Origin of the sequence: Pseudomonas sp. PDM01 (assembly GCF_014852325.1) — a bacterium.
GTDB classification, from domain to species: domain Bacteria; phylum Pseudomonadota; class Gammaproteobacteria; order Pseudomonadales; family Pseudomonadaceae; genus Aquipseudomonas; species Aquipseudomonas migulae.
The window spans coordinates 984,961-1,005,752 of sequence record NZ_JACVBK010000001.1 but is presented as its reverse complement, the minus strand read 5'-3'; the positions used below and the strand labels follow the sequence as shown (position 1 = coordinate 1,005,752).

Below are 20,792 nucleotides of genomic sequence, written 5' to 3'. Positions count from 1 at the left end.
GGTGGTCTGGCGGCGGGCCGGTATAATCGGCGCCCTTCGTTTTGAACCTTTATGTCCGTGAGCCCCATGATCCTTCCCGAAATTCACGAGTTCCTCGGTTGTCGCACCCCGGACGGCTGGGTCCAGGCCGCACTGGCCGATCAGGAAACCTTGCTGATCGACCACAAGAACTGCGAATTCAAGGCGGCCAGCACGGCATTGAGCCTGATCGCCAAGTATCACTCCCACGTCGATCTGATCAACCTGATGTCGCGGCTCGCCCGGGAAGAGCTGGTGCACCACGAACAAGTCATGCGCCTGATGAAGAAGCGCAAGATCGAGCTGCGCCAGCTGTCGGCCGGGCGGTACGCCTCTGGCTTGCGCAAAGTAGTGCGCAGCCATGAACCGGTCAAGCTGGTCGATACCCTGGTAGTCGGTGCGTTTATCGAAGCCCGCAGCTGCGAGCGGTTCGAGGCGTTGGTGCCGCATCTGGACGAGGAACTGGGCAAGTTCTACTTCGGTCTGCTGAAAAGCGAGGCGCGGCACTTCCAGGGTTACCTGAAACTGGCCTACCAGTATGGTGACGCCAAGGACATCGCTCAGGTGATCGAGCGGGTCCGCGCTGCCGAGCAGGAACTGATCGAATCGCCGGACGTGGAATTCCGCTTTCACAGCGGTGTTCCAGCCGCCGCATAACCCGTAGGAGCACGGCTTGCCGGCGAAGGCGTCCTTGAGATCGCCTTCGCCGGCAAGCCGTGCTCCTACAGTTAGTTGCGATCTTTTGCAGCGCAATTGTTAAAAACTCTTAAGAGTATGAAAGATCATTGAAAACCGGCCCCAGAGGCCGGTTTTTGCTGCCTGCAATCGCCGCCCCGACGCTGATTGACGCCATAATGCCGCCCACTTCACACAAGAGTTGGCACGCGTTCGTTATGGATAACCTGGGTTTTGGCAAAGTTCTGCTGGTGGAAGACGACGAAAGGCTTGCCGGGCTGATCGCGCACTTCCTGTCCCAACATGGCTTTGAAGTGTTACAGGTGCATCGCGGCGACCTCGCGTTGGCCGCGTTCCTCGACTTCAAACCGAAAATCGTTGTACTCGACCTGATGCTGCCGGGCCAGAGTGGCCTGCACGTGTGTCGCGAAATTCGCAGCGTGTCCGATACGCCGATCGTCATCCTCACCGCCAAGGAAGACGACCTCGATCACATCCTCGGCCTGGAATCCGGCGCCGACGACTATGTGATCAAGCCGATCAAGCCGCCGGTATTGCTGGCCCGTCTGCGTGCGTTGCAACGCCGGCAAACGCCGGACAGCACAGTCTGCAGCTCGCTGGAATTCGGCCATCTGAGCATCGACCGCAGCTGTCGCGAAGTGCGCCTGGCGGGTGAGGGCATCGAGCTGACCACCATGGAATTCGAATTGCTGTGGTTGCTGGCCAGCGCGGCGGGCAAGATTTTGTCCCGCGACGATATCCTCAACCGCATGCGCGGGATCGCCTTCGACGGCCTCAACCGCAGCGTCGACGTCTACATCAGCAAGTTGCGCGGCAAGCTCAAGGACAACCCGCGTGAACCGGTGTGCATCAAGACCATCTGGGGCAAGGGTTACCTGTTCAATCCGTTCGCGTGGGAGCTGTAAATGCTGCGGTTATTTCTCGGTCTGTTTGTGATGATGACGGTTGGCCTGGTACTGGGGTTGCAAACTGTCGAGCGCACGTTCGATGCGCTGCTCGCAGGTCAAATGCAGAGCTACAACCGCGAGGCGGTGCGTGGTCAGGCCTGGTCGCTGGTGGAGCAGTTGCGCGGCCTGGACGGTCCGGCGCGGGAACGCCAATTGGAAACCGTGCGCCCTCACTACGGTTTGAGCTTGAGCCTGGTCGAAACGGATCAACTGGCCCTGACCGATCAGGAAAAAGCCGAGTTGGCCCAAGGCCTGCTGGTGCTGCGTGACAAGTACACGCAGTTCATCTCGCGCATTGACGACGGTTCGCAGTTGCTCAGCATCAAGCTGCCGGCCGAGCCGAGCCTGATGCCGTTCTACATTGCCGCGGCCTATTTGATGATCGCGGTGATGATCGGTTTCGTGTTGTTATTCTGGGTGCGCCCACACTGGCGAGATCTGGAGAAACTGCGCCTCGCCGCCGAACGCTTTGGCGACAACAACCTGTCGGCGCGAATCCAGCTGTCCAAGCGCTCGAACATTCGCGACTTGTCCGAGCATTTCAACCTGATGGCTGCGCGCATCGAAGGCCTGATCGCCAATCAGCGTGAGCTGACCAACGCGGTATCCCATGAATTGCGCACGCCGATTGCCCGGCTGTCGTTCGAACTCGATCAGCTCAAGCAACAATCCGATCCGAGCCAGCGTCGCGAACTGATTGCCGACATGTACGCCGACCTCGGCGAGTTGGAAGAAATGGTCTCGGAGCTGCTGACCTACGCCAGCCTTGAGCGCGGCGCTACGGTCATTACCCGGGAGAATATTCAGGCCAACAGTTGGCTCGACAGCGTGGTCGGCAGCGTGGCGCTGGAAGCCGAGGCGGCCGGGGTGCAACTGCTGATTGTCGTGTGTCGGGTCGATGAGGTGCGCATCGAGCCGCGCTTCATGGCGCGCGCGGTGATCAACCTGCTGCGCAATGCCATTCGCTATGCAGAAGAGCGAGTGGAAGTGTCGTTGGTGCGCACCGGGGATCATTACGAAGTCCAGGTCAACGACGACGGGCCGGGCGTGCCGGTGGACGGGCGGGAGAAAATCTTCGAACCGTTCTCGCGCCTGGACGCCAGTCGGGATCGCCGCACGGGTGGCTTCGGCCTGGGCCTGGCCTTGGTGCGGCGGGTGTCGCAGTCTCATGGCGGGCAAGTGCAAGTGGCGGATTCGCCGTGGGGCGGGGCGTCGTTTCGCATGACTTGGGTGCATCAGGATTAGATGTGTGTTGCTCTTGCGGACCCCTTCGCGGGCAAGCCTCGCTCCTACAGTTTGTACGCGTACCGTGTAGGAGCGAGGCTTGCCCGCGAAGGGGCCTTCAGCAACACCCTCAAATCAAAAGCTGTAAACGACCTGCCCAGCCACCGAAGTCTGCAAGCGACGCTCGACAATCGGACTGTCCGCCGCTTTACCACCCAGGTACTGCACCGCCAGCACCGTGGTAAAACTCCATTCATCGTTGATCGGCAGCGACCAGGTCAAATCCGCCCCCCGACTCACCAGGCCACCTTTGGTGTCATACGCCTTGAACTTGCTGCGCGATGCCTGAGCGCTGCTCACGCCATACCAGGTGCGCATGTAATTGCTGTCGCCGAACTGACTGTTCAGGCTGCCGACGACCTTGCCGTAGTCACCTTCATAAAACGGCGCGCTGATGCTCAGTTTCAATCGGTTCCAGGCTGAGCCGGTGTCGTGTTCGTCCTCGTCTTCTTCAAGCGCATGTTCATAACTGGCGCCGAGAATGATCGGCCCCATGTGATAGGTCCCGTCCAGCCCCAGCAAGGGACGCGACTTGATCGAGCCCATACCGTTGAGCTCATCCGAGCCCTTGAAACCGCTTTTACGGTCCTTGCGCACATCACTTGCGCCGACGTAGACGCTGAGGCCGAAGTCCTCTTCATCAAACGCCCAGCCAAGACCCTTTTGCGTGTCGAGAAAGAAACCATAAGGGCTGACGATTTCGCCGCCCAGCAACGGTGCGACTACGCGTTCATCACTGCCGCTGTAACGCGGCGCACTGGCAGCGCCGGCGCGCAGGGTGTAGTGCCAGTCTTCGGCATACAAGGAGGTGGAGGGGAGAAGCAGGCAAAAAGAGGTCAACGGCAAATACAGCGAACGAAACATGGGAGCACCCTGGGTGATAGTGGATGCGCCCATGCTAGGCGGGTGCCGCCCGGCAATCTTTGGCAGCTTTGTCGCAAAACTGTCAAAGACTGTGAACGGGGGTTGGCGAGCAGTGAGTCGCCTGTGGTGAGGGCGTAAATCCCTCGCCACGGGTTCAGCTTAGAAGTCCCACTTGGTGCTCAGCATCAGGTTGCGCGGCTCGCCGTAGAACGTGGTGTCGAAGTTGCCCAGGCCGGTCAGGTACTTCTTGTCGAAGATGTTGTTGGCGTTGGCGGTGAAGCTCAGGTGCTCGTTGTACTGGTAACGGGTCATCAGGTCCACGAGGGTGTAGCCGCCCTGTTTGATCCGGGTGTAGTCGCCAGCGGGAGCGCTGTAGATTTTGCCGTAGAAAGCGCTCTGCCAGCTGATGCCGCCGCCAACGGTCACTTTGTCCAGGGCGCCAGGCAGGCGATAGGTGGTGAACGTGCGCACAACGTGCTCGGGTTTGCTGGTGGACAACGGGTAACCGAAGATGCGCTGCTCGTCTTTATCACGGGTGCGTGCGTAGGTGTAACCGGCCATCAGGTTCCAGCCATCGGTCAGTTCGCCGGCCAGTTCCAGTTCCACACCTTTTGTGGTGGTGCCGTCGACGGCTTTGTAGATGCCTTCGTTGGTGATTGCGTTGGTGCCGGTTTGCTCGGCGACGCCGTCCTGCTCGATGCGGAACAACGCCAGGCTGGCATTCAGCCGGCCATCGAGGTAAGCGGCTTTCAGACCGGTTTCGTAGCTGACGCCTTCAACCGGTGCCAGGGTCATGCCACTGGCATCCTTGTTGGTCTGTGGCTGATAGATCGAGGTGTAGCTGGCGTATGCCGAGTACACGTCGTTCAGGTCATAGACCACGCCGGCGTAAGGCGTGACGACGCCGTGTTCCTTGTAGCTCGCGTGGCTGGCGTCCAGCGGTGAATCCACGTTGTAGCGGTAATCTTCGTTGTACTTGAAGGTGCTCAGGCGGCTGCCGAGGATGACCGACAGGTCATCGGTCGGGCGCAGGCGAGTGGCGAGGTACACACCGTTCTGGCTCTGGGTGCGTTCGTATTTGCCGTTGGCCGGGAACTCCTGTTTCGGCAGATGGCCGTCCCAGTCGTAGATGCTCCCCGGGACCATTTCGAAGGCGCTGGTGTCGTAGGTGGAACCGGTCTGGCGGGAGTGGGACGCCATGACGCCGGCCACCAGGTCATGCTCGCGACCGCCCAGTGAGAAGGGGCCGGAGACGTTCACGTCGGCGGTGTCCTGCACGCGATGACCTTCCCAGCGACCCCAGAAGAGGAACATGCCGTCGCCGGTCTCGCGGTTCGGGTTGCCGCCGCTGGCCGAGGCCAGTTGGGTGTCGTGTTCGGTGGTTTTCTCGCTGAGGCTGGCCTTGAATTTCCAGTCGTTGGCCAGCGCTTGTTCCAGCGAGGCAAAGTAGGTGGTTTCGTCGAAATCGCGGCGGCTCCAGTCGGCCGCCGGGTTGAAGCTGCGGGAGAAGTCGGTACGGCCGCCGTCGGAGAAATACGTCGGGTTGCCGGTCCAGGAACTGCCGCGAGGCGTGGCGCTGGACTTGTCGATGCCGAACGTCAGCAGGGTATCGTCGGTCAGGTCGGCTTCGAGGATGCCGTAGTACAGGTCTTTCTTTTGGCTGTAGTGGTCGATGTAGGAATCCTTGTCCTGGTACACGCCGACAAAGCGCCCGCGCACGTTGCCCGAGTCAGTCAGCGAACCGGAAATATCGCCGGAGGTGCGGTAATTGTCCCAGGAACCGACGGTGCCGCTGATCGAGGCCTTGAACTCTTTGGTCGGCTTCTTGCGGATCAGGTTGACGGTGGCGGACGGGTCGCCAGCGCCGGTTATCAGGCCGGTCGCGCCCTTGACGACCTCGATGCGGTCGAGGCTGGCGGAGTCGTCGCTGTTGTTCGGGTTTTCCCCATAAACACCGTCGTACGGCTGGTTGACCCCGTCGTACTGGAAGTTGGTGATGGCAAAGCCGCGGGCGGAAAACTCGGTACGGTCGCTGTCGTATTTCTGCGTCGAAACACCGGGGGTGTTACGCAACGCATCGCTGATGCTTTGCACACCACGATCGTCCATTTGCTGGCGGGTAATCACCGTGACCGATTGCGGTGTTTCACGCAGCGACAAGGGCAGGCCGGTGGCCGAAGACGTTGAGCCGGTGGTGTAGGAATGGGTGTCCTCGGTGGTCGCGCCCAAGGCGACACCATTGATGTTCGTCGCACCCAGTTGCAGCACGCCATCGTCCTTGGCTGCCGTTTTGCCGGTGGCCGTTTCGGCGGCATGGGCGGTGGAGGCAAGGCTCAGCAGAGCGGCCGGAAGGGCCAGTGCCAAGGGGCACAGGGCAAAACGAAAACGCGCAGCAATTGGGTGCGACATGGAGATCCCTTTGTATCGAATCGATCGGTAAGTGAAAGGCTTCTGAGGGTTAACCGAACGAAAAACGCAAAGGGGAACTGCCGTGTGAAAAAAATCCAGGTTTTGATTAGCGAGCCAGACCCAGTCGCTCGTGCCACTGTGCGATGGACTCCTCGGGCCAGATCTCGCACTGCCGATCACCGGCATGCACCGCAACCTCCACCCACGGCGCTTTCGAATTGAGCATCACGTGCGTGTACTCGGGTGGCACCGGCAACGCCGTATCAATGGCCGAGGCGAACGGGTGAATCAGTTCCGGCCATTCAGGGCTGAACAGCCACAAGCCCGAGCCACACACCGAGCAGAAGTGCCGCTCTGCCGTGCTGCGGTGTGCGCGTTTGGCATCTTCGTCCTTGAGTCGTGCGTGATAGATCGCGATGGATTTGCGACCGCGCACCTTGAGGCTGGCGGCATCGCCCGCGATGTTGACCGAGTAACCGCCACCGCCCTGGGTCTTGCGGCAGATCGAGCAATAGCAACGTTGGTAGGGGTAGGGGTGGGCGCTGGTCAGACTGAACGACACGGCACCGCAGTGGCAGGAGCCTTCGAGTCGCATGGCAGAACCTCCAAATGATTGGCTGTTACTTCCCTGACCGCCCCGAAAACCGGTGGTTCATTGCTGGATCGGCACCAGGATCGCATCGCCGGTTGCCACCAGCTTCAACTGATCCCCTGTTTGTGCGAACAGCTCGGCACGGGCAAACACCTGCTTCTTGCCAGACTTCACCACCTGGCCGCGCGCAATGAACACTTCACCGACGGCGGGTGCAAGGCAATTCACCGAAAAATGCGATGCCAGGACATTGCCAGCGACCGTTCCGGCCGCAAACCCACAGGCGGTATCGAGCAGCGCGCCAATCAGGCCGGCATGCAGAAAACCTGCGTATTGCGCCATATCCGCCTCGCGAAAAGCCATGGTCAGTTCCACCTCGCCCGGCTCGGTGCGAGTGACCTCGAAACCGGCCCAGCGGTTGAAGGCGGACGTTGAGTTGATCTTTTTGAGTGCATCAAGCATGGCGAATCCCTCCGGTTGAGGCATCAACATGCGCCGGGTTCTGGGGGATGTCATGGTGGATAAAGAAGGGTGATGGGCGGGTGGCTTGGTGGTGAATATTCAGGCCTTATCGCTAGCAGGCTAGCTCCCACATTGGATCTCCAGTGTTCATGAGACCACTGTGGGAGCTAGCCTGCTAGCGATGAACGATAACGCGGTCCCACTGGACGCCCACCGCCCGCCAAGTCAGCATGAGCACCTCGAATCGGGAACCGACTCATGCGACGACTACCTTCCCTTGCAGCCCTCAAAACCTTCGAATGCGCCGCCCGCCACGCCCACTTCGGCCGGGCCGCCGCAGAGCTGTGCGTCACCGACAGCGCCGTCAGCCATCAGATCCGCCAGCTCGAAGAGCAACTGGGCGTGTCGCTGTTCATCCGCGAAGGCCGGCAAATCCGTCCGACCATGGCCGCCGGGCGCCTGATGCAAAGCCTGCAGCAAGCCTTCGAACTGATTGGTGAAGCCTGCGATGAACTGCGCGATCCGTCGTCGCTGGCGGTGTTGCGCCTGGCGGTGACGGCCGAGCTGGCGCAAAAGTGGTTGATGCGTCGCCTCACGGATTTCTATGCGCGCTATCCGCACATCACCTTGCACCTCTACGAACAGCCAATCGACGCCACCGCGCCGGGGGAAGACATCGATCTGGCCATCACCTACGGCACCGGCCCGGTGGACAGCAGCGCGTACTTCGTTCGGCCATTGCCGGCATTGCAGTTTTTCCCGGTGTGCAGCCCCGGCCTGTTCAACCAGGGCGCCCTGAAAACCCCGAAGGACCTGGCGCGCCACTGCCTGCTGCACGACGATCAGGACGGCAAGACCTGGACCGCGTGGCTCACCAGTCATGCCGGCGATCTACGCCCCGAACGACAGTTGTATTTCGCCCATGCCGGCCTGGCGCTGGAAGCCGCGGCCCAAGGACAGGGCGTGGCCATGGGCGATAACCTCACGGCGCAGGAAGACTTGCTCAGCGGTCGACTGGTCCGGCCGTTTACCTCAAGCATGACTGCGCTGGGCCAATACGCGCTGGTGTGTGAACGAGTGCGCCTGGAGCGTCCGGCTGTGGCGCAGATGCTCGAATGGTTCAACGATCAGCTGATCGATTGATGAGTTGAATTCAACTATTCCGAAATAATCATCGTTGGTGAGGAGGGCGCCGACGACCTTAGCCTGTGGTCATTCCAATCCCCGTCAACGAGGTTTGACCATGGCACGTTCGCTCGACACCACCCCAAAACAAGACGGCTTCCGCCTGCCCGGCGAATTCGAAACCAAGGCCGGTTGCTGGCTCGGCTGGCCGGAGCGCACCGATGTCTGGCGCAACGGGGCCAAGCCGGCGCAGAAAGTCTGGGTGCAGATCGTCACCGCCATCTCTCAAAGTGAACCGGTCACCGTGTGTGCCTCCGCCGCGCAATTCGCCACGGCGCGCCGTCAGTTGCCACCGCAAGTGCGCGTGGTTGAAATGACCTGCAACGACACCTGGTTCCGGGACAGCGGTCCGTGCTTTGTGGTGAATGACGCCAGCGGCGAAGTACGCGGCGTCGACTTCGAATTCAACGCGTACGGCGGCCTCGATGGCGGCTTGTATTACCCGTGGGACAAGGACGACCAGATCGCCAGCAAGATCCTCGAAATCGAACGTTTCGACCGTTACCGCGCACCGCTGATCGCCGAACTCGGCGGCATCCAGAGTGACGGCCAGGGCAGCATCCTCACCACCGAACAATGCCTGCTCAACCGCAATCGCAACCAGCACCTGGGCAAGGAAGAAGTCACCCGGCGGCTGACGGACTACCTCGGTGCCGAGCAAGTCATCTGGCTGCCGCGCGGTTGCAAGTTCGACGAAACCGACGGTCACGTCGACGACCTCGCGTGCTTCGTGCGTCCCGGTGAAGTGGTGCTGCAATGGACCGACAACCGCGATGACCCGCAATGGGAAATCTATCAGGAAGCCTACGACGTCCTGCGCAGCACCCGTGACAGCCGTGGCCGCGAGTTGATCGTACACAAACTGCCACAACCCGACGTGCTGGAATGGACTGCAGAAGAAGCCGAAGGTCTGGACCAGCAAGACAGCACCCACACCCGTCAGGCCGGCACCAAAATCTGCGCGTCGTATATCAACTACTACGCCGGCAACACCTCGATCGTGGTGCCGTTGTTTGGTGATCGTAACGATCAGGTGGCACTGGCGACACTGGCTGAGCTGTTCCCGCAGCACAAGATCGTCGGCATCGAAAACTCCCGGGAAATCCTGCTCGGCGGCGGTAACGTCGCGTGCATCACCATGCCTCAATACGCTGGTAAAGGAGTGTGATCATGGGCCTGCACAAACTGACTCAAGCGTTATTGCTGGTGCTTGCACCCTTGTGTGTGCAGGCCGCCGACAGCGCCAGACCGGTGGTGAACCTGTACATCTGGGGCGAATACCTGGCCCCGGATACCCTGACCAATTTCGAGAAAAAGACCGGCATCCATGTGATCGCCGATCATTTCGATTCCCTGGAAACCGTCGAGACCAAACTGCTCACCGGTCGCAGTGGTTATGACCTGGTGCTGACGGCGGGGCAGCATTTGTCCAGGGCGATCCAGAGCGGTGCCATTCAAACCTTGAACCTGCAACGGTTGCCGCACTTTGCCGGCGTCGGTGAAGAGTTCCGCCAGCACATGGCGGTGTTCGATCCGGGCAATCGTTACGCCGGGATTTATGCCTGGGGCACGACCGGTGTGGGTTATCAGGAAGAGGCCGTCAAAAAGCGCCTGCCGGAGGCGCCAACGGACAGTTGGGCGATGCTGTTCGATCCGGCGGTGGTCTCGAAATTTGCCGATTGCGGCGTGAGTTTGCTCAACGATCCCAACGAGGTGTTCGCCGCGGTGATGAAGTACATGGGGCTGGACATCAACCGCCAGAACCTCGATGACCTGAAGCTGGCCGAGCAGCAACTGGCGAAGATCCGGCCGTACATCCGTTACTTCGACAATGACCTGAACATCAGCGACCTGGCCAATGGCAACACCTGCGTGGCGATGTCGTGGAATGGCAACGTGGCCATTGCGGCGGGTCAGGCAGAAGCCGCGAAAAAACCGTTCACGTTGACCTACCGGATACCGAAGGAGGGCACGTTGATCTGGTTCGACGCCATGGTCATTCCCAAGGATGCGCCGCATCCCGAGGCCGGGCTGGCGTTGATGGATTACCTGATGACGCCGCAAGTGATTGCGCCAATCACCGACACCATTCACTACGCCAATGCGATCACGGCGGCGGATGACTTGATCGCCCCGGCGATTCGTAATGATCCGGGGACGTATCCGTCGGCGCAGGTAAGGGCTTCGTTGTATAGCAAGAATGACAATGGCAAGGCGTTCAACCGGGCGTTGATTCGGGCGTTCAGTCGGTTGAAATCCGGGTTGTGACTGGCTTTGAGTGATGTGTTGAATGGGCTGGCGCCATCGCGAGCAGGCTCGCTCCCACAGGGGATCTCCAGCGTTCACAAAATCCCTGTAGGAGCGAGGCCGGCTTGGCGGCAAAGAACGATAATGCGGACTATTTGGCTGGCACCCGCCACAAATACCAGGACGCTACCGTTCGATAAGGGCTCCACTCCAGGCCGATCTCGACCATCTGTTTGCGCGTCGGCTGCACCTCCAGGCCCTTCAACCGCCGATAGCCCTCACGTACCCCAAAGTCATCCGCCGGCAGGATGTCCGGGCGCTCCAGGCTGTAGATCAGCAGCATCTCCACGGTCCAGCGCCCAACGCCGCGCAGGGTAATCAACTGCTCGATCAACGCCTCATCGTCCATGGCCAGCGCCGTTGCATAGTCCGGCACCACGCCGTCCAGCGCTGCTTGAGCGATGCCCTGAATGGTCGCGATTTTGCCGGCGGAAAAGCCGCAACTGCGCAGTTGATCAAACCCGCTCCCCAGAATCTGTTCGGGCCGCGGAAACGAGGCCGAAGGAAACAACGCCAGCAGCCGCCCGACAATCGCATCACCGGCCCTGGCGTGCAGTTGCTGATAGGCAATTGCCCGCACCAGCGACTCATACGGGTCGCGAGCCGCATGAGGCTGATGCAGACAAGGGCCGATGGTCGCGATATGGCGCGCCCAATCGTCGTCAATGGACGCCAGAAAACGGGTCGCGGGCTGATAGGGATCGGGCATGAGGATCAAGTGTTTCCGACGGATTTCAGCAGGGCGTTCACTTCCCCGTACGTGTAGGCCTTGAGCTGGCTGCTGTCGAGTTTGCCGGTCTCCAGAAACCCCTTGGCCAGGCCGGCCATGGCGCCGTACAGAAACTCGGCGATAGCGGACCCCGCGCTCAAACGCCGCACACCCAGCGCTTTCAACGTCTCTGGGGCGGGTAACCCCGGCAACGCGAGTACGTTCACCGGCAGCGTGGTGCCACGGCACAGCGCGGCAATCTCGTACTCTGCCGAAACGCCTGCCGCGAACAGCCCGTCCGCCCCGGCCGCTTGATACAGCGCGGCGCGTTTGAGTGTTTCCGCGACGCGGTCTTCGGCCGGCACCAAGGCTTTGAGGTACACGTCGGTGCGGGCGTTGATGAACAATTTCACCTGACGACGCTCCGCAACCTGGCGGGCGATGGAAATCTTGTGCGCCAGCAGCTCGGGCGGCGAAGCACCGTCCTCGATGTTGATTCCGACAGCGCCAGCGGCGAGCACCGCCTCAACCACTTCGGCGACCCGTGCCACGTCATCGGAATAGCCGGCTTCGATGTCCACGGTCAACGGCAGCGAAATCACGCGGGCAATGGCCTCGACGCTCGATACCAGGCGTTCGAGCGGCAGGGTGTTGCCGTCTGCGTAACCGTGCGCCCAGGCGACGGCGGCGCTGCTGGTGGCTACGGCTTTGCAGCCCAGTTGTTCAACGATGCGGGCCCCGGCGGCATCGGCAACGTTGGTGAGAATCAGCAGGCCGTCCTGATGCAGCCTGTGGAATGAGTGGTCGAGCGTATCCATCGATTTCCTTCCTTATGAAAACACCGAGTGATCAGAACGCGAGTTGATGGGTGATCTGCACCGCCGCTTTTTCCAGCCTGAGCAGAAACGCCTTGCGCGGTTGTCCTCCACCATAGCCCGTCAGCGAGCCATCTGCACCGATCACCCGGTGGCAGGGCAAGACAATCGAAAGGCGGTTGTGCCCGTTGGCCAGGCCCACGGCGCGACTGGCGCCGGGCTTGCCCAGCCGCGCGGCGATGGTGCCGTAGGTGCTGGTCTGGCCGTATGGGATTTTCGCCAGTTCGGCCCAGACTTGCCGGGAGAACTCGCTACCGGGCAGGTGCAGGGGCACCTTGAATTCGGTCAGTTTGCCGGCGAAATAGTGCGCCAGCTCGTCTTCGATTTGCTGCAAGTGAGCGTTGTGACCGGGCGCCACCGCGTAGCCGTAACGGTTCTGCAAGGCCTCGACTTCGCGGGTCAGCGCCGGCCGATCCAGAAACTCCAGCAGCACCAGCCCACGCCGTTCGGCCATGGCGATCATCGGCCCCAGCGGGGTGGTCAGGCGTGCGAACAACAGTGGCTCGCTGTGGGCCGCGCGGCCGGGCGTGATGTGAAAGGATTTTTGAAACGCATCGCGAAATCCACTCAGCGATTCGTATCCCGAATCGAACGCCGCGCTGTCAATGGAATCGCCTTGTCTGATCCCGCCCAGTGCCATGCCGAGGCGCCGGGTACGCAACCATGCATGAAAGGTCATGCCGAAATGCTGTTTGAACCAGCGGCGCAGTTTCAGCGGCTCAATGCCCTCGGCCAGCAGTTGCACATCGGTCCAGCGCCGTTCGGGGTCGGCGTCCACCGACTTGAGCAGCCTTTGCACCCAGTCCGGGGCAATGGCGGCAGCGTCCAGCGGTTTGCATCGCAGGCAGGCTCGATAACCGGCGGACAGGCACTCATCCGCATGGGCGAAGAATTCGACGTTCTCCGGTTTCGGCTTGCGCGCCGTGCAGCTGGGGCGGCAAAAGATCCCGGTGGTTTTGACCGCGGTAAAAAACACTCCCTCGTACGCGGTGTCGCGTTCGAGCATGGCGCGGACCATCTCGGCGTGGGGAGGGAGCAAAGTGTCTTGTAAGTTCATGGCATGAGCATAAGACGCGGCGCTCGGCACCTCCACCGGAAAATCGACAGAGAATTCCAGTGAGCAGTCGGGCTCTACGTGTTATCGATTTCGGACTTGTTCTTCTGACGGTCGATTAGAACCTGGGTAACGAGGATTCCCCATATGACCGCTAATAAAAGATTGAACGTGATGAGCCTGAACACTGCAAAGAAAGCTCCGTATATCGCCATGGTCAGGATAGCCATACGTATGAGTGTCCAGTGAATGGGCTCTGATCTGATCGATGACAGTTTGAAAATGACAGGGCCAAAAAGTAAGGCCGAATACACTAACAAGCCGCTTAATCCCCCGACCATCAACATATAAAATGGCCAGTTATGCACGTAGGCCACTTGTTTGGCTTCCGAAACGTTGTCAGAGGTCTCCCAGCGCATTTCGTGTTTGACTCCCAATCCATTGCCCATTATCGGGTGAGGCACAAACATTTCCCAGGCGATTTTATATTCATCCATGCGTGCAGAGATATTGAAGTCTTTTGTTATTTTATTGTCTGAAAATACTTCCGGTTGAATGGAGCGATAGTTGTCGGGTGCGGGCGGTGCCTCAAATGTGCTGGTGTCGTTCGGTGTTGTCTCTGTCGATATGTTTTGTTCGGGGGTGGAAAGTGCTGTTGTCGAAATAAGTGCATCGGGCTCGACAATAGTGTCAACAGGCGTGGTGTTGAGTTCTGAGGTTGGCAGGGCGATCAATTGGCTCATCCGGCCAATCCAGATATCCTGAATGCCCGTAGAGTAAATGAATATCAAGCCCGCCGCGCCGAGCGCCGTGAGGGTTGTAATAAATCTCGGCAGCACCTCTTTGCGGTAAACGATGAGGTAAACCAGGAATATAAACATCGCCAGTAACGAGCTCAGTAACATGCTTCTGGTAAACGTGATAAGTATTGCGATCATGCAGGACAGGGCCATCAGCAAACCTGTCGTCGCTGCGGCCTTTGGCTGCGCCAGCGAGGCCAGGGTTACACCGATGACGAGCCCGACAGGCAGGAGGGCGTCCGTGGCCTGTGCGATCGACATGGTTATTCTGTCGCGCATGGGGCCAATGGCGTCGGCGTATTCACTTGCAACGGTTTCCGGGATTCTGAGCGCCTGGTCATCGACCGAAAGAAGCCAATAAGGCCGCCATAAGTCGCTGTGAAAATAATAAAAAATAATAAAACCCGCGAGCATGAATATTGACGTTGCGATTGAAATTCCAATCCAGCGAATCCGGTTGCCGTCCTTGCCTATCAATACCGCGACAGGTAAAAAATTCAACATGAAAAGAAAAGGAATAGTTCCTCTGGTCCAGTCCCTGAGCGGGATGTTGTTGTTAAGCGCAACTGTCAGATTTATCGTTATTGCAGTCGAGACTACCAGTATTGTAAGTCCCCAAAGTTTCAAGTGAGGGCGAGCGGCGGGGGAGTGCAGGCACTCAATAAAAGTGCCTGTCGTAATGACAGCCAAAAGAACGGCAAATGAAAATTCTTGTAAGCCAACTGTAGCGGGGGCCGGAGGTAACGCAAGTGCCAGCGGGAATAGTGTCAGCATTCCTAGCCATGGCGAAAAACCCGCCATGATGATAACGGAGGCCATGCCGGTAGCAGCCATAAAAAGAATAGTGTCGTTTTCTTGTGTCAGGCCAATAGCAGTCAGCGCTGCAATAATGATTGCAGCGCTATTTTTAATGCGGATCATAGTGTTCAATACCATGAGTCACTCTCCCTCAGGAGAGCGTCTTTAGGATGGCTTGAAGCGGTTGGATGTGACCAAGTCGCCCCTGTCCATGATTCAACTTGCAACGAACCAGTCGATGCGATTAATTCAGCCGGTCAGCACAATTGAATTGCACATTCATACGTGCTGTCAGCCCTGTGCTTATGAATCGGACATTGACCAACGACTGGGCAGGCGTCTCTGTTATCCGGCACGCTGAATAAATCATGAGGTGTCCTTTCAGGCATTCTTGGGAGCCCGGGAATCAGGGCGCGGGCAGAAGAAGATACCGACACACTCAGTTGCTGAATGTAGGAAAGTTCCTGAAATGGGTACTCCGCTTTCCCTGTATCAAGCGCCAGCATCTGAAGCTGCGGAGCAGGCATCAAAACCCTGGGCAGGTGGTAAGCGGAGGAGGAGCAAGGCGAGGGGGGGAGACACTATTATCGCGGCCCGGCGACGCCCAGGATTAAGGGCGTCGCGGTTTTCAATGCCGTGGACTCGAAAAACGGTGACCTGACCGCTTTTTTACAAAGCCACCTCTTCCTTGATAGAGGACTGGCTTTTGCGGCGATCGGCAAGTATCTGGGCAAATATGAGTCCCCAGATAACGGAAATCAAAAGATTGAAGGTGATGAGCCGGAAGACAGCGAAGAAAGCACCATAGACAGTCATGGTCAGTACGGCCGCACGGATAATGGTCCAGTGCGTCGACTCAGACTTGACCCAGGACAACCTGAAAAACAGCGGCCCGATCAGGACGACCGAATAAACAAGGAAGCCAGCGATGCCGCCGACCATCAAAATATAAAAAACCCAGTTGTGCACATAAGCAACCCATTTGGTTTGCCGCTCATTCTCAACGGTCTCCCACTGCATTTCGTGCTTGATACCCAGGCCGTTGCCTAATACGGGATGGCTGACAAACATGTTCCAGGCAATTTTGTACTCTACCAGCCTGGACGAAACGTTAAAGTCCAGTTTTTCTTTCAGGACAGGGTCTTTACTGTAGAACTCCTTCAGGTTGCCAGTTTTTATTTCTGTCAGTTGGTTCATTCGCCCAATCCATATGTCTTGCATGCCAGTGGCGAAGATGAAGACCACGCCAGCTACGCCTAACGCTGCTCCAATTTTCACGACTTTAAGCCGCATTTCCTTGCGGAACATGAATATAAAAGCGGTAAACACAAATGCGATGAGCAGCGAACTCATCAACATGCTTCGGGTGAAGGTGATCAGTACGGCGAACAGGCAGGTCAAGGCCATCAAAAAACCGATTGCGACGACACTTTTGCGGCGAGCCAAGGTCGCCAGGACGACGCCCAACACGACCCCGACGGGCAACAAGGCATCCGTTGCCTGCGCCACCACCATTGTCACCCTGTCGCGCATCGGGCCAAGGGCCTCGGAATATTGCAGGGCAGCAGTTTCGGACATTCTGACGACCTTGTCGTCTACCATCACAAGCCAGTAGGGCAGCCAGATGTCGTAGTAAAAATAGTAAAAAATAATATAACCGGAGAACAGGAATATGAGTGTGGCAATGGACCCGCCGAGCCAACGTATCCTGCTCTCATCGTTGCCTACGAGTATCGCGACAGACAAAAAGTTATAAATGAACAGAAACGGAATTGCGCCGCGCACCCAGTCGACCAACGGCACGCCGTTTTTTACCGCGACGAACAGGTTGACTGCCAATACAAACAATCCGACAAGTAATGCCAGGCCGAAATACTTGAGTGCCGCCTTGTTCGCGGATCGTGAAAGTTTTACCAGTACACCCACAAAGATGACGCCCATTAGCAGGGCGAACGAAAGTTCGGTGATTCCGATGGTGGCAGGTGCCGGGGGCAGAGAGAACAGCAGGGGGAATAACGCGAGCATTCCCAGCCAGGGCGAAAACGCCGCCAGGATGATGAGTGAGCAAATACCGGCGACACCCAGATAAAAAACAAAACCGTGTTCTTGTATCAGACAAATAGCGGTAAGCGCTGCAAGTGCAATTGTTGCGCTATTTTTATTAAAAATCATGTTTATTACCTTGATTACTTCCGTGTTAGTAAGGGGGGTACCTTGAGCGAGGGCCTCAGCAACTGACCTTTTCAGTTCGGCCTGGTTCCATCGACTCAAAGCGAGAGCCCGTCAAAACGATAATGCAGTTGGTTAACCTGGCATTGACAAAGTTCCGGAATTGCGCTGTTGGCGGCCAAGTTGCCGTTAAATCACCCGCCGACAGGCTAGATTCGGTGGGGGCTGGCGCTATGACCATAGGTCGGATCAGTTCTGAAATATTTTGAAGTGAGCATTCTAGTCAGTGTGCTGATGTAACGCGAGGGGTGTCATGGCTATTCGGGACGGGAGGTCAGACTCGCAGTCCTTGTTCGGCTTTGGAAGTGCTCGGTTTGAAGCCGTGACGAAGGACGTTACCGGGAGCTTGAATGCCTGGATGCGCGATGGACCTGAAATGAATGAATCCGTTTTTCGAGTGTTCGCTGTCGGCCTGGAGCAGACAAATCAGCAGGCGTGAAACACTTCAACCACGGCGTGCCATCAGCAACACCGAAGCCGCCGCCGACAGCAACCCCGCACAGCAGCGATTGAAAATCTGCTTGCCCCGCGGTTTCGCAAACCAGCGGCGCATATGCAGACCCATGTAGGCGTAGGCGCCGATGGCGATCCATTCCAGGATCAGGAACAGCGCGCCCAGCACCGCAAATTGCGGCGTCACGGCCTGGTTCGGGTCGACAAACTGTGGCAGGAATGCAGTGAAAATCAGGATCGCCTTCGGATTGCCGGCTGCCACCAGGAACTCCTGTCGCGCCAATGTCAGCATCCCCGCCGGCGCGCCAGTCACAACGTTTTCAGCCCCCGGATCCGCGCGCCACAATTGCCAGGCGAGGTAGAACAGGTACGCCGCGCCGACAATCTTGATCGCGTAGAACAACAATTCCGACGTTTGCAACACCACCGCCAGACCCGCCGAGGCGAGGGCGATCATCCCGGCGAATGCCAGCAGTCGACCGATCCCGGCCACACACGCGGTGCGGTAACCGTAACGCGTCGAATTGCTGACCGACAGCAGGTTGTTCGGACCCGGTGCCATGTTCAGGGCGAAGCAAGCCGGGAGGAAAAGGGAAAGGGTGGCGAGGTCCATGATCGGCTCCAGAAGCGAGAGCGATATTTTTATCACAGGTGCCGTGCGGCCCAACCCATACAGTGGCGAACGGCACGTCCCGTACAATCGCTTACTTCGCGAACTTCTTCGCCCCCGCCACACATAGAATCACCGCCACGGTCACCGCCAGCATGCCGATGCTGACCTGCTCGTGAAGCAAGGTCGCCGCCAGCGCCAGGCCAAAAAACGGCTGCAAGAGTTGAAGCTGTCCGACCGCGGCAATCCCGCCCTGAGCCAGCCCGCGATACCAGAAAACGAAGCCGATCAGCATGCTGAACAGCGACACGTAACCCAGGCTGAACCAGGCCGGTGTGCTGATCCCGGAGAACGATGCGGGGGCGAGCCACCAGGTCAACAGCGCCATCACCGGCAGCGACAACACCAGCGCCCAGCAAATCACCTGCCAGCCGCCCAGTGTTCTGGACAGTTTCGCCCCTTCGGCATAACCCAGACCGCACGCGAGGATGGCCAGCAGCATCAGGATGTCGCCTTCAGGTGAGGCGGTCAGGCCTTGGGAGGCGGCAAATCCCACCACCAGCAGGCTGCCCAGCACCGAGAAAAACCAGAATACCGGCCGCGGCCGCTCACCACCGCGGATCACGCCGAATACGGCGGTCGCGAGCGGCAGCAAGCCGACGAAGACGATGGAGTGCGCCGACGTCACGTATTGCAACGCCAGCGCCGTCAACAGTGGAAAGCCGACCACCACGCCCATGGCCACGATGAACAGCGGCAACAGTTGGCTCTTTGCAGGGCGCTTTTCCTTGAACAGCCACAGCATGCATAGCGCCAGTACGCCGGCGATGGTTGCACGGGCGACGGTCAGGAAAACCGGGTCGAATTCCAGCACTGCCACTCGCGTGGCCGGCAGCGAGCCGCTGAAGATCACTACGCCGATCAACCCGTTGATCCACCCGCTGGTGGTCTTTTCCCGGGGCTCGATATGCAGGTTCGATACGCGTTCCATTGAGGTCACACTCGATGATTGTTTTCGCGGCGGGTTGCCTTGAGCGCATCGTATGGCTGACTATAAAGACAATCAAAAAATTGTCATGGATACATCTCGAGATGCCGCGCTCCCGATACAAGTCGCTGGTTGATTCCTTTGCCACTGATATCCGTTGCGGACGTTTGCCGCCGGGCACTCGCTTGCCCACGCACCGCCAGTTGGCCGAGTCAGAAGGGCTGGCCCTGGTCACGGCCAGCCGGGTGTATGCAGAGCTTGAGGCGATGGGGCTGGTGAGTGGGGAAACCGGGCGGGGCACGTTCGTTCGGGAAACGTCGTTGCCGCCCGGCCATGGCGTTGATCAACCCGAAGTGGCCGCGGGCGTGATGGACCTGAATTTCAACTACCCCTCATTGCCCGGCCAGGCCGATCTGTTGCGCAACGCCTTGCGTCAGCTCGCGTTGTCCGGCGATCTGGAATCCCATCTGCGCTACCAGCCGCATGGCGGGCGCCTGCATGAGCGCGCGTCGGTCGCCAGCCATTTGCGCACGCGAGGGCTGAGCGTAGAGGCCGGGCAGGTATTGATCGTCAGCGGTGCCCAGCATGGTTTGGCGGTGACGATGATGGCGCTGCTGAAACCGGGCGATGTGATCGCGGCAGACGCGTTGACCTACTCGGGTTTCAAAGTGCTGGCGCAAGCGTTGCACCTTGAAATCGTGCCCATTCCCGTCACCGAGACCGGACCCGATCTCGATGCACTCGACACACTCTGTCGGCGTCGTTCGGTGCGGGCCGTCTACACCATGCCGACCCTGCACAACCCGCTGGGCTGGGTGATGGACGCGGCGTGGCGGAACCAGCTCGTATCGATAGCGCGCGCCCACGACCTGCTGATCATCGAGGACGCCGCCTACGCGTTTCTCGCTACTGACCCGCCACCACCAGTGGCCCAATCGGCGCCGGAAAGGACGGTCTACGTTTCAGGGTTTTCGAAGAACGTCGCCACCGGCTTGCGTGTCGGCTTCGTTGCTGCGCCGGCTGAAAAGGTCCCGGCACTGGAACGCGTGATCCGGGCGACCACCTGGAATACGCCTGGCGTGATGACCGCGATTGCCTGCGCATGGCTCGACGATGGAACCGTCAGCAAACTCGAGGCGCAAAAGCGCGCGGACGCACAAGCCCGGCAAGCCCTGGCTGCGGAGCTTCTGAAAGGGCTGCCCTGCATCACTCATCCTTCTTCCTACTTTTTGTGGCTGCCTCTGGCGGAGGACGCCAGGGCGGACCAGATCGCCGTGGAGTTGATACAAGAGCAAGTGGCCGTTTCCACCGCCGAACCCTTTTCCGTCGCTGCCAACGTGCCCCATGCGATCCGATTGGCGCTGGGGTCGGTGGACATGGATTCTCTTCGGGCAGCGTTGATCAAGGTGAAGCGGGTGGTGGGCGCTTATTCCTAGTACGGTTGGGCAGTTTTCTTCAATACGCGGACCAGCCCGCGCCTTACCGTGAGGCCTGGTTCAACTGAATTGAAGA

18 protein-coding genes are annotated in these 20,792 nt (G+C 59.1%); 7 read left to right on the top strand and 11 right to left on the bottom strand.

The features are described 5' to 3' along the window. Window positions 1-66 precede the first annotated feature (66 nt). From IB246_RS04465 to IB246_RS04455, 3 genes are all read left to right on the top strand, one after another. Window positions 67-675 carry a tRNA-(ms[2]io[6]A)-hydroxylase gene (locus IB246_RS04465; RefSeq protein WP_008028695.1) on the top strand — a complete coding sequence of 203 codons (609 nt, stop codon included), beginning with the start codon at window positions 67-69 and terminating at the stop codon, window positions 673-675. 236 nt (window positions 676-911) lie between these two features. Continuing rightward, window positions 912-1,619 (top strand): winged helix-turn-helix domain-containing protein, encoded by a 708-nt coding sequence (locus IB246_RS04460; protein ID WP_032828732.1) that lies wholly within the window; start codon window positions 912-914, stop codon window positions 1,617-1,619. Further along, window positions 1,620-2,906: an ATP-binding protein gene (locus IB246_RS04455; RefSeq protein ID WP_008038196.1), complete on the top strand. Its 1,287-nt coding sequence runs from the start codon at window positions 1,620-1,622 to the stop codon at window positions 2,904-2,906. Window positions 2,907-3,020: 114 nt separating this feature from the next. Here the strand turns inward: IB246_RS04455 and IB246_RS04450 are convergent, their stop codons facing one another. The 4 genes from IB246_RS04450 to IB246_RS04435 all read right to left on the bottom strand — a co-directional run bounded on the left by IB246_RS04450 (window position 3,021) and on the right by IB246_RS04435 (window position 7,272). Then, window positions 3,021-3,809, bottom strand: a complete 789-nt coding sequence (locus tag IB246_RS04450; protein WP_008038197.1) for a MipA/OmpV family protein — start codon at window positions 3,807-3,809, stop codon at window positions 3,021-3,023. 159 nt (window positions 3,810-3,968) lie between these two features. Beyond that, window positions 3,969-6,218, bottom strand: coding sequence for a TonB-dependent siderophore receptor (locus tag IB246_RS04445; RefSeq protein WP_008038198.1), 2,250 nt, complete (start codon window positions 6,216-6,218; stop codon window positions 3,969-3,971). Window positions 6,219-6,324: 106 nt separating this feature from the next. Further along, complete coding sequence (locus tag IB246_RS04440; RefSeq protein ID WP_008038199.1) at window positions 6,325-6,813, bottom strand: GFA family protein; 489 nt, start codon at window positions 6,811-6,813, stop codon at window positions 6,325-6,327. 57 nt (window positions 6,814-6,870) lie between these two features. After that, complete coding sequence (locus IB246_RS04435) at window positions 6,871-7,272, bottom strand: PaaI family thioesterase (RefSeq protein WP_008038201.1); 402 nt, start codon at window positions 7,270-7,272, stop codon at window positions 6,871-6,873. Window positions 7,273-7,530: 258 nt separating this feature from the next. Between IB246_RS04435 and IB246_RS04430 the strand changes: the two genes are divergently transcribed. The 3 genes from IB246_RS04430 (at window position 7,531) to IB246_RS04420 (ending at window position 10,725) form a co-directional block, all read left to right on the top strand. After that, window positions 7,531-8,415 (top strand): LysR substrate-binding domain-containing protein, encoded by an 885-nt coding sequence (locus tag IB246_RS04430; RefSeq protein WP_008038204.1) that lies wholly within the window; start codon window positions 7,531-7,533, stop codon window positions 8,413-8,415. Between the two features lie 100 nt (window positions 8,416-8,515). Beyond that, on the top strand, window positions 8,516-9,625 hold the full coding sequence (gene aguA, locus IB246_RS04425; protein WP_008038209.1) for an agmatine deiminase: 1,110 nt from the start codon (window positions 8,516-8,518) through the stop codon (window positions 9,623-9,625). A 2-nt stretch (window positions 9,626-9,627) separates the two neighbouring features. Next, window positions 9,628-10,725, top strand: a complete 1,098-nt coding sequence (locus IB246_RS04420; protein WP_008038211.1) for an extracellular solute-binding protein — start codon at window positions 9,628-9,630, stop codon at window positions 10,723-10,725. 130 nt (window positions 10,726-10,855) lie between these two features. Here IB246_RS04420 and IB246_RS04415 read toward each other — a convergent pair whose 3' ends face one another. The 7 genes from IB246_RS04415 to IB246_RS04385 all read right to left on the bottom strand — a co-directional run bounded on the left by IB246_RS04415 (window position 10,856) and on the right by IB246_RS04385 (window position 19,283). Further along, a complete protein-coding gene (locus tag IB246_RS04415) occupies window positions 10,856-11,473 on the bottom strand; it encodes a DNA-3-methyladenine glycosylase family protein (protein ID WP_008038213.1) in 618 nt (205 codons plus the stop codon). Between the two features lie 5 nt (window positions 11,474-11,478). Continuing rightward, on the bottom strand, window positions 11,479-12,291 hold the full coding sequence (locus tag IB246_RS04410) for an isocitrate lyase/PEP mutase family protein (RefSeq protein ID WP_008038215.1): 813 nt from the start codon (window positions 12,289-12,291) through the stop codon (window positions 11,479-11,481). Between the two features lie 31 nt (window positions 12,292-12,322). Then, window positions 12,323-13,405 (bottom strand): bifunctional transcriptional activator/DNA repair enzyme AdaA, encoded by a 1,083-nt coding sequence (locus IB246_RS04405; protein ID WP_032832426.1) that lies wholly within the window; start codon window positions 13,403-13,405, stop codon window positions 12,323-12,325. A gap of 74 nt (window positions 13,406-13,479) precedes the next feature. Beyond that, window positions 13,480-15,138: an O-antigen ligase family protein gene (locus IB246_RS04400; protein WP_008038218.1), complete on the bottom strand. Its 1,659-nt coding sequence runs from the start codon at window positions 15,136-15,138 to the stop codon at window positions 13,480-13,482. A gap of 531 nt (window positions 15,139-15,669) precedes the next feature. Further along, complete coding sequence (locus tag IB246_RS04395) at window positions 15,670-17,172, bottom strand: O-antigen ligase family protein (protein WP_008038219.1); 1,503 nt, start codon at window positions 17,170-17,172, stop codon at window positions 15,670-15,672. 502 nt (window positions 17,173-17,674) lie between these two features. Then, complete coding sequence (locus tag IB246_RS04390; protein ID WP_008038221.1) at window positions 17,675-18,295, bottom strand: LysE family translocator; 621 nt, start codon at window positions 18,293-18,295, stop codon at window positions 17,675-17,677. Between the two features lie 91 nt (window positions 18,296-18,386). Next, on the bottom strand, window positions 18,387-19,283 hold the full coding sequence (locus IB246_RS04385; protein WP_008038222.1) for a DMT family transporter: 897 nt from the start codon (window positions 19,281-19,283) through the stop codon (window positions 18,387-18,389). Between the two features lie 101 nt (window positions 19,284-19,384). Between IB246_RS04385 and IB246_RS04380 the strand changes: the two genes are divergently transcribed. Continuing rightward, the gene (locus IB246_RS04380; RefSeq protein ID WP_032832427.1) at window positions 19,385-20,716 is read left to right on the top strand and encodes a PLP-dependent aminotransferase family protein; all 1,332 of its coding nucleotides are present in this window, start codon (window positions 19,385-19,387) and stop codon (window positions 20,714-20,716) included. The last annotated feature ends 76 nt before the right edge of the window (window positions 20,717-20,792 follow it).